This is a genomic window from Streptomyces sp. NPDC086554, from assembly GCF_040686095.1.
Taxonomy (GTDB): Bacteria; Actinomycetota; Actinomycetes; order Streptomycetales; family Streptomycetaceae; genus Streptomyces.
On record NZ_JBFBJK010000004.1, the window covers coordinates 460,941 to 470,314 of the forward strand.

Here is a 9,374-nt window from a genome sequence, read left to right on the forward strand (position 1 = left end):
GTCGGCTACGGACGCGTCCACACCGCGACGTAGTCGACCGCCATCGCGTGTCCCGGTTCTGTTTGCGCCACCGGTGTTGCCCGGCCCGCTACGCCGTCCGGGAACGCCCCGCCCATCGCCACGTTCAGCAGGATGAAGTACCCCGCGTGGTCCGTCATGTTGGACCAGGTGGCGGCCGAGAAGCGGTCCTGGCTGAGCGAGTGGAACTGTTCGCCGTCGACGTACCAGCGCAGCCGGTTCGGGCTCGTCGAGCGGTCCCATTCGAAGCGGTACGTGTGGTACGCCGACTGGCAACTCGCGCCGGGACAGGCCCGGTTGGCGCCGAGGCCCTGGGTCTCGTTGCAGTCGCCGCCGGGGTTCACCCCGCAGTGCAGCACGCCCCAGACCGAGTTGATGCCGTTCACGTTCTCCATGACGTCGAACTCGCCGATCGACGGCCAGTTCTGGTAGTTGCCGCGGTAGGGCGCGCCGAGAGCCCAGAAGGCGGGCCAGTAGCCGAGCGCGCTTTCGCCGGTGACGTCCGGCATCTGGATGCGGCCCTCGATGGCGAGCGTGCCGCCGTCGGGTGCCTTGAAGTCGGCGCGTCTGGTCTCGATGCGGGCCGATGTCCAGTTGCCCGCGCCGTCCTTGCGCGGGGTGATCCGCAGGTTGCCGTTTCCGTCGAGGGCGAGGTTGTCGGGGGAGTCCGTGTACGACTGGATCTCGCCGGTGCCCCAATTGGCAGGGCCTCCCGGGTAGTTGTGGCCGGTGTCGATCTGCCAGTTGTCGGCGGACGGCGGGGCGCCCGCGCCGCCGTCGAAGTCGTCGCTCCACTCCAGCGACCAGCCGGGTCCTGGCGGCGGCACGTCGCCGCGTGCCGTGCCGGGCGTCATCAGTGCGGCCAGCAGGCCTACCGCGGCCAGGCCCGCGAGGACAGGGGCGGCGCGGCTCGTGCGGTGGATGCGTTTGGTGCTCATGGAACACCTCCGTGGGGGGAGTGCGCGTGACGGTGAGAGCGCTCTCAGAGTTTTGTAGTTGGAGGCGTGCGGGGCGTCAATGGGCGGCGCGCCTTCAACTTCTTGCTTACCTTTTGGTGAGTACCTGACTAAAACGGCCGTCATCGAGGCCATCCGCCCTGCCGCCGGGCAGGCCCGATGGCCGACAGGCAGGCCCGCTGACCGGCAGGCGGGCCCCGGCCCGGGCGGCGTACGGTGAAGAGGACGGCCGTCACAGGGCAGGAGCCGCACCATGACCGGTGAACCCAGCTTCTTCGAGATCGGTGTCGAGGACCCGGAGCGCGGGCGGGCCTTCTACGGCGAATTGCTCGGCTGGTCCTTCGTGCCGGGGCCCTCCGGGCACGGGTATGTGATCGACACTCCGGGTTTCCCCGGCGGCATACACGGCGGCGACCCGGGGGCCTCGCCGTATCTCTTCTTCAAGGTCGACGACCTGGACACCGCGCTTGCGCGGGTCATCGAGCTGGGCGGCACCGTCGAGGCGCCCATCGGCGCGGACAGCGAGGAGTCGGACGCGGCCTTCGGGCGGTTCCGGCTGTGCCGGGACGACCAGGGGTCCGTCTTCGGGCTGCATCAGCCGCCCGGCGAGTGACAGCGGCCGCGGATCGCGCTGGCCTTGACGCCCACGTCAAGGATTACCGTCGTAGACATGCGCATCGGCGAACTTGCGGAGCGGGCGGGCACCACCACGCGGACGCTTCGGTACTACGAGTCACGGGGGCTGCTGCCCGCACGTCGCAGCGGCAACGGCTACCGCACCTACGACGAGGACGACGTACGCCTCCTCGAGCAGATCAGGACCCTGCAGGACTTCGGGTTCGATCTGGAGGAGACGCGGCCCTTCGTGGAGTGTCTGCGGTCCGGTCATCCGGCGGGTGACTCCTGCCCCGCATCGCTCGATGTGTACCGCCGCAAGCTCGGTGAACTCGACGCGCTGATCGCCGAGTTGAGCGCGGTGCGGGAACAGGTCGGCGCGCAGCTCGTGCGCGCCGAGGCGGCGGTTCCGGGGGGTCCGGAGCCCCGGTGCGAAGTGACGGGATGAGGAGCGGGGAGCATGTCGAATTTCAAGGTGGCGGGCGTGGCCCAGGTGACGGACGCGGACTTCGACGGGGAGGTCCTGAAGTCGGAGGTGCCGGTGCTCGTGGAGTTCGGCGCGGAGTGGTGCGGACCGTGTCGGCAGCTCGGTCCCGTGCTCGGTGAGATCTCGCGCGAGGAGGCGGACCGGCTGAAGGTGGTGCAGCTGGACGTGGACCACAATCCGGCGACGGCGATCGCGTACAACGTGCTTTCGGTGCCGTCCCTGCTGGTGTTCCGGGGCGGTGAGCCGGTGAAGCAGATGGTCGGGGCGCGGCCCAAGCGCAAGCTCCTGGCCGAGCTGGCCGATGCCGAGGTGCTCTGACCTTCCGTACTCTGACCTTCCGTACGCGGACAGAGAAATACCCCGGACGAATTGACGTCCGGGGTATTTCTCTGCGTATATTGGATTCTTTCGCGAAGCCCTGCCCAATTGGGCATAACGGCATCACGAGAACCTGAATAAGAGCACTGTAACTGGCGAGGGGCTGAATTGTCAACCGAGGAATTGCGGGAAGAGCAGCAATTCGTCTCCGGGCTGTACGCGCGCCTCGACGCGCTGCGCGAGGAGGCCGAGTCCGCCGTGCAGGCGTCGTTGTCGCAGGTGGGCAACGGTCTGCAGGCGCGCCTTGAACGCGACGTGATGGTCGCCGAGCAGTCCGGTCTGCTGGCCGCGTTCAACGCGGGGGAGAACGGCCTTTGCTTCGGGCGGCTCGAATTCCGTGACGGCCGTGATCACCACATCGGGCGCATCGGAATCCGCGCGTCCGATACCGAACGCACCCCGCTCGTGATCGACTGGCGTGCCGATGTGGCACGCCCCTTCTATCTCGCGACGGGTCATGTGCCGATGGGTCTGCGCAGGCGCAGGCACATCACCACCGAGGGCCGTGAGGTCACGGCCCTGCACGACGAGATCCTCGATCTCAGCGACTCCACCCGCACCGGGTACGAGGGCGCGGACGCCGACGAGGTGCTGCTCGCCGCGCTCGACTCGGCGCGCACCGGCCGGATGCACGACATCGTGCAGACCATCCAGGCCGAGCAGGACCGCATCATCCGCGCCCCGCACCGCGGCGTCCTCGTCGTCGAGGGCGGCCCCGGCACCGGCAAGACGGTCGTGGCGCTGCACCGCGCGGCGTTCCTCCTCTACGCACACCGTGAGCTGCTCGCCAAGCGCGCGGTCCTGATCGTCGGCCCGAACCCGGCCTTCCTCGGCTACATCAGCGAGGTGCTTCCCGCGCTCGGCGAGACGGGGGTGCTCCTCTCCACGGTCGGCGAGCTGTTCCCCGGCGTGACCGCCACCGGCTTCGACGGCCCCGAGGCCGCCGAGGTGAAGGGCCGCGCGGAGATGGCGGACGTGCTCGCCGCCGCCCTGCGCGACCGGCAGCAACTCCCCGAACCCGGCGCCCCGTTGATCATCCGGCACGACGACGGCGATCTGATCCTGGACTGGACGATCGCCCAGGAGGCGCGGGACGCGGCGCGCGGCGCGGACGTGCCGCACAACCTCGGCCGCCCGCACTTCGCCTTCCACATCATCGACTCGCTCACCGCCCAGCTCGCCGAACGCATCGGCGCCGACCCCTACGGCGGCCCCAACTTCCTGGGCCCCGACGACATCGCCCAGCTCGGCAAGGCGATCGCCGCAAGCCCCGAAGTGCACGCCGCCATCGAGGAGTTGTGGCCGACGCTCACGCCGCAGGGCTTCCTCGCCGACTTCCTCGAGGAGCCCACGCCGCATCTGTCGGAGGAGGACGCACGCCTTGTCCGGCGTCCGCGCGCCGCCGCCTGGACGGCCGCCGACGTCCCGCTGCTCGACGAGGCCGCCGAGCTGCTCGGCAGCGACGACAGCGCGGCACGGGCGATGGCGGAGGCGGAGCGCGCGAAGCAGATCGCTTACGCACAGGGCGTGTTGGACGTGTCGTACGCCTCACGTACGTACGAGTTCGAGGACAAGGAGGACATCGACGCCGACGCCTCGGAGGTGCTGCTCGCGCACGACATCATCGACGCCGAGCGGATGGCCGAGCGCCAGGAGGAGGCCGACCACCGCAGCGCCGCCGAGCGCGCTGCCGCCGACCGCACCTGGGCGTTCGGGCACATCATCGTCGACGAGGCGCAGGAGCTCTCGGCGATGGCGTGGCGTCTGCTCATGCGGCGCTGCCCGACCCGTTCGATGACGCTGGTCGGCGACCCCGCGCAGACGGCGGAGGCGGGCGGCTGCGGTTCGTGGGAGCGGATCCTGACGCCGTACGTCGATGACCGCTGGGAGTACACACGGCTCGGGGTCAACTACCGCACCCCCGTGGAGATCATGGACGTGGCGGCCGAGGTGCCGCGGGCCGCCGGCGACCCGGACTTCCGGCCGCCGAGCTCGGTGCGCTCCACGGGCGTGCGGCCCTGGGCCCTCGCCACCGAGGATCTGCCCGCCGCCCTCGCGGACGCGGTCGCCGCCGAGGGCGGGGACGAGGGCCGCCTCGCGGTCATCGCACCGCGCGAATGTCATGCCGAACTCGCTGCCGTATTGCCCGGCGTGGCCGCCGGTGCCGCACCCGACCTGACCCGCCCGGTCGTCCTTCTCGACCCCCGCCAGGCGAAGGGCCTGGAGTTCGACACGGTCCTCGTCGTCGAGCCCGCACGCTATGGGACGAGTGACCTGTACGTGGCCCTGACCCGGGCCACGCAGCGGCTCGGCGTCCTGCACACGGAGGGGCTTCCTGCGGGTATCGAGGGGGTGTTGGAGAAGCGGTAGGCCGTCGCGTGGGGTCACACCGGCCGCAGCCACACCGTAGCCAGCGGTGGCAGTGTCAGCCTCAGTGATGCGGGGCGGCTGTGGGAGGCCACCGGGTCCGGCTTGACGGGGTCGGGGTTGGTGACGTCGCTGCCGCCGTACAGCGCCGCGTCCGTGTTCAGGACCTCGCGCCAGGCGGAGATCTCGTCGGGGACGCCGAGCCGGTACTCGTGCCGCACCACCGGTGAGAAGTGCGAGACGGCGAGGAGCGGCGAACCGCCGGTGTCCTCGGAGGCATAGCGGAGGAAAGCGAAGACGTTGTCCTCCGCCGCCTCGCCCTCGACCCAGGCGAAGCCGCCGGGGTCCGTGTCCCGCTGCCACAGGGACGGCTCACGGCGGTAGACGGTGTTGAGGTCGCGCACGAGATCGCGTACGCCCCGGTGATCGGCCTCCGCGCCGTACGCCGGGTCGAGCAGCCACCAGTCCGGGCCGTGACTCTCCGCCCACTCGGCGCCCTGCGCGAACTCCTGCCCCATGAAGAGGAGTTGCTTGCCCGGGTGGGCCCACATGAAGCCCAGATACGCGCGGTGGTTGGCGCGCTGCTGCCACCAGTCGCCCGGCATCTTCGACACCAACGACCCTTTTCCGTGCACGACTTCGTCGTGCGAGATCGGCAGGACGTAGTTCTCGCTGTACGCGTACACCATCGAGAACGTCATCTCGTTGTGGTGGTACTTGCGGTGCACCGGCTCGTGGCTCACATAGCCGAGCGAGTCATGCATCCAGCCCATGTTCCACTTCAGGCCGAAGCCGAGCCCCCCGAAGCCGCCCGGGCCCAAGTGGTGCGTCGCGCGGGTCACGCCGTCCCAGGCCGTGGACTCCTCCGCGATCGTGACGACGCCGGGGGCGCGGCGGTAGAGGGTGGCGTTCATCTCCTGGAGGAAGGCCACGGCGTCCAGGTTCTCGCGGCCGCCGTGCTCGTTCGGGGTCCACTCGCCGTTCTCGCGCGAGTAGTCGAGGTAGAGCATCGAGGCGACCGCGTCGACCCGCAGGCCGTCGATGTGGAACTCCTCGCACCAGTAACTGGCGTTGGCAACAAGGAAGTTGCGCACCTCCTTGCGGCCGAAGTCGAACTCCAGAGTCCCCCAGTCCGGATGCGCGGCGCGGGCCGGGTCCTCGTGCTCGTACAGGGTCCGCCCGTCGAACTCCGCGAGCGCCCAGTCGTCGCGCGGGAAGTGCGCGGGCACCCAGTCCATCAGGACGCCGATCCCGGCGCGGTGCAGCGCGTCGACCAGGTGCTTGAAGTCGTCGGGGGTGCCGAGGCGGGCCGTCGGCGCGTAGAACCCCGTCACCTGATAGCCCCACGACCCGCCGAAGGGATGCTCGGCGACCGGCATCAACTCGACGTGCGTGAAACCCAGATCGGCGACGTACGCGGGCAACTGCTCGGCGAGCTGGCGATACGTAAGACCCGGCCGCCAGGACGCGAGATGCACCTCGTACGCGGAGAACGGCGCCTCGTGCACAGGGAGTTCGGCACGGCGTGCGAGCCACTCCTCGTCGTGCCACTCGTGGTGCGACTCGTACACGATCGAGGAGTTCGCGGGCGGCTCCTCCGTGCGGCGTGCGAGCGGGTCGGCGCGCAGGGTCTTCGAGCCGTCGGGCCGGGTGATCTCGTACTTGTACAGCTCGCCCTCGCCGACGGACGGCACGAAGAGCTCCCACACCCCGCTGCCGCCGAGCGAACGCATCGCGAAGCCCGTGCCGTCCCAGAAGTTGAAGTTCCCCACCACGCGCACGCCACGGGCGTTGGGCGCCCACACCGTGAAGCGGGTCCCGGTCGCCCCCTCGTGCACCATCGGGCGCGCCCCGAGCGCCTGCCACAGCTGCTCGTGCCGCCCCTCACCGATCAGATGCAGATCGAACTCGCCGAGCGCGGGCAGGAAGCGGTACGCGTCATGGATCTCCAACTCGGCTTCCTCGTACGTGATATGCAGCCGGTAGTCGTCGGGGATCTCCCGCAGCGAAAGCACCCCGGAGAAGAACCCGTCGCCGTCGTCGTGCAGTTCGGCCCGCAGGTCCCTGGCCACCACCGTGACGGACCGCGCGTACGGCCGCAGCGCGCGGAACGCTATGCCGTCGCGCACCGTGTGGACGCCGAGCACGGCGTGCGGGTCGTGGTGCGTGCCGCTCAGGAGGCGCTCGCGGTCGGCCTTGGGGACGGGGGACGTGGGGCGCTTCGACTTCTTCCCCGGGGGCTGCTGCCCCGGCTTGCGCCTGCTCTTGTCGGTGGCCTCGTCGGACGGTTTGCGCGGCTGGGGGCGGGGGGTCACGGGGAGGCCTCCTCGGCGAGGGCGGGTCATGGGGCTTCGGTGGCGGGGCCGTTCGATGCGGGGCCGTTCATGGCGAGGCGGTGGACGGCGGCGAGCGGGACGGGCATCCAGTCCGGACGGTGGCGGGCCTCGTAGAGGACTTCGTAGACCGCCTTGTCCGTCTCGTAGGCGCGCAGGGCGACCGGATCGGTGCGCGGGTCGCGTCCTGACACCTCCGCGTATCCCGTGCAGTACGCGGCCCGGCACTCGCCCGCCCACCGGGGCGACCAGGGCTCGGCCGACCGCGCCGCGTAGTCGAAGGAACGCAGCATGCCCGCCACATCGCGCACCGCGGGCTGCGGCAGCCTGCGTTCGGCGAGCGGACGCGAGGGCTCGCCCTCGAAGTCGATGAGCGACCAGTCCCCGGACGGCGAGCGCAGGAACTGCCCCAAGTGCAGGTCGCCGTGGATGCGTTGGGCCGTCCAGAGCGTCCCGTCGGCGGCCAGATCGGCGAACGCGTCGAAGGCGGTGTGCAGGGCCTTCGCGTACGGAAGCAGCGCGGGCACCGCACCGGCCGCCGCCTCCAGGCGCTCCGCCATGCCCTCGGCGATCAGCTCCACCTGGGCGCGGCCGAGCGTGACGGTGGGCAGTGCGCGGGCGAGGGCCAGGTGCACATCGGCGGTCGCACGGCCGAGCGCCTGCGCCTCGCTCTTGAAGTCCTCCCCCTCGGCGAGCTCGCGCAGCGCACGGTCCCAGCCGTCCGTCGTGCCCTTCAGATAGGGCTGGAGCACGCCGAGCACATTCACGTCGTCCGGCAGGTCCGCGAGGAACCAGGCGGCCGGCGCGGGGACCTGGGCGCAGCCCTCGCGGGCGAGCATCAGCGGCAGCTCCAGATCCGGATTGAGGCCGGGGACGATGCGGCGGAACAGCTTCAGGATGTACGTGTCGCCGTACACCAGCGAGGAGTTGGACTGCTCGGCGGCGAGCACGCGCGGCACGAGACCCTCGCCGATGTCCTTGCGCATGTCGCGCTCGAAGCGCAGCTTGCCGACGTGTGCCCGCATCCGCAGGGCCTCCATCAGGAACTCGGCCATGCGGGGGTCGTACAGCGCCTCGTAGACCGTGAACCCGGCGAGCGGCCCCGCCGTCACATGGCCGATCAGCGCGGGCGCGAGCCGCGGCGGCAGCTCGCGCCGCACGCCGAGCAGCAGCTGATAGCAGTCGGCGGGCTGTGCCCCGGCGGCCCCGCCGCCCTGCCCCGGGATGCGCGGCTGGTCCACCCGCACCAGGAGGTGCAGCAGGCCCGACCTGGCGGTGGGCGGCAGCAGTTCGGTCGCCGTGACCAGGTGGAAGCCGGTGATCGGACGGCCCTTGCCCGCGAACCAGCGCTGCCTCGGCAGCCAGCCGCGGAGGAGCGGATCGAGCGAGGCGAGCAGCGCGTCCGTGGTGATGCCCGGGCGGGTGACGGCTTCCGACATGGCGTCGCGTCCTTTCCGCGGTGCGGACAAGGGAGAGTGCGGGAGTGCCGGTCGTGCGGGAGTGCCGGTTGTGCGGGGAGAGTGCCCAGGGCGGGGCGGTGGAAACCGCCCCGCGCGGGTGTCGCAGTGGAGCCTACGCCGGGTCCTTGCGCAGCCGGAACCAGTAGAACCCGTGCCCCGCCAGTGTGAGCAGGTAGGGCAGTTCGCCGATGGCCGGGAAGCGCACTCCGCCGATGAGTTCGACGGGGTGGCGGCCGTTGAAGGCCTGGAGGTCGAGTTCGGTGGGCTGGGCGAAGCGGGAGAAGTTGTGCACGCACAGCACCAGGTCGTCCCCGCTTTCCTCGGTCGAGGGGGCCTCGCGCAGGAAGGCGATGACGGCGGGGTTGGAGGAGGGCAGTTCGGTGTACGAGCCGAGTCCGAAGGCGGGGTTCTGTTTGCGGATCTCGATCATCCGGCGGGTCCAGTGGAGCAGTGAGGCCGGGGAGGACATGGAGGCCTCGACGTTGGTGACCTGGTAGCCGTAGACCGGGTCCATGATGGTGGGCAGGTAGAGGCGTCCGGGGTCGCAGGAGGAGAAGCCCGCGTTGCGGTCGGGGGTCCACTGCATGGGGGTGCGTACCGCGTCGCGGTCGCCGAGCCAGATGTTGTCGCCCATGCCGATCTCGTCGCCGTAGTAGAGGATCGGCGATCCGGGCAGGGACAGGAGCAGGGCGGTGAAGAGTTCGATCTGGTTGCGGTCGTTGTCCAGGAGCGGGGCCAGGCGGCGGCGGATGCCGATGTT

The 9,374-nt window shown here is 70.5% G+C and carries 7 protein-coding genes and 1 pseudogene; 4 read left to right on the top strand and 4 right to left on the bottom strand.

The genetic code is table 11. From position 1 onward, the window contains the following. Positions 1-11: 11 nt before the first annotated feature. Positions 12-956: pseudogene (locus AB0O76_RS09385) on the bottom strand (glycoside hydrolase family 16 protein); the annotation flags it as partial. Between the two features lie 271 nt (positions 957-1,227). Between AB0O76_RS09385 and AB0O76_RS09390 the strand changes: the two are divergent. From AB0O76_RS09390 to AB0O76_RS09405, 4 genes are all read left to right on the top strand, one after another. After that, the gene (locus AB0O76_RS09390) at positions 1,228-1,587 is read left to right on the top strand and encodes a VOC family protein (protein ID WP_365487059.1); all 360 of its coding nucleotides are present in this window, start codon (positions 1,228-1,230) and stop codon (positions 1,585-1,587) included. A gap of 57 nt (positions 1,588-1,644) precedes the next feature. Continuing rightward, positions 1,645-2,037, top strand: a complete 393-nt coding sequence (locus AB0O76_RS09395; protein WP_365487061.1) for a MerR family transcriptional regulator — start codon at positions 1,645-1,647, stop codon at positions 2,035-2,037. A 12-nt stretch (positions 2,038-2,049) separates the two neighbouring features. Continuing rightward, positions 2,050-2,394, top strand: coding sequence for a thioredoxin (gene trxA, locus AB0O76_RS09400; protein WP_365487063.1), 345 nt, complete (start codon positions 2,050-2,052; stop codon positions 2,392-2,394). A 168-nt stretch (positions 2,395-2,562) separates the two neighbouring features. Further along, entirely contained in the window at positions 2,563-4,824 is a 2,262-nt protein-coding gene (locus AB0O76_RS09405; RefSeq protein WP_365487065.1) for a helicase, read from the top strand. Between the two features lie 14 nt (positions 4,825-4,838). Here AB0O76_RS09405 and glgB read toward each other — a convergent pair whose 3' ends face one another. From glgB to AB0O76_RS09420, 3 genes are all read right to left on the bottom strand, one after another. Next, complete coding sequence (gene glgB, locus AB0O76_RS09410; protein ID WP_365487067.1) at positions 4,839-7,166, bottom strand: 1,4-alpha-glucan branching enzyme; 2,328 nt, start codon at positions 7,164-7,166, stop codon at positions 4,839-4,841. Further along, on the bottom strand, positions 7,163-8,593 hold the full coding sequence (locus AB0O76_RS09415; protein WP_365487069.1) for a maltokinase: 1,431 nt from the start codon (positions 8,591-8,593) through the stop codon (positions 7,163-7,165). The genes glgB and AB0O76_RS09415 overlap by 4 nt, the downstream gene beginning before the upstream one ends. Positions 8,594-8,726: 133 nt before the next feature. After that, positions 8,727-9,374, bottom strand: a 648-nt coding sequence (locus AB0O76_RS09420) for an alpha-glucosidase C-terminal domain-containing protein (RefSeq protein WP_365487071.1), incomplete at its 5' end; no start/stop codon positions are given.

Bases quoted from the DNA above. Each gene is read 5' to 3' on its own strand.
- AB0O76_RS09415 (WP_365487069.1), bottom strand. From the start codon at position 8,593: ATGTCGGAAGCCGTCACCCGCCCGGGCATCACCACGGACGCGCTGCTC.
- trxA (WP_365487063.1), top strand. From the start codon at position 2,050: ATGTCGAATTTCAAGGTGGCGGGCGTGGCCCAGGTGACGGACGCGGAC.
- AB0O76_RS09395 (WP_365487061.1), top strand. From the start codon at position 1,645: ATGCGCATCGGCGAACTTGCGGAGCGGGCGGGCACCACCACGCGGACG.
- glgB (WP_365487067.1), bottom strand. From the start codon at position 7,166: ATGACCCGCCCTCGCCGAGGAGGCCTCCCCGTGACCCCCCGCCCCCAG.
- AB0O76_RS09390 (WP_365487059.1), top strand. From the start codon at position 1,228: ATGACCGGTGAACCCAGCTTCTTCGAGATCGGTGTCGAGGACCCGGAG.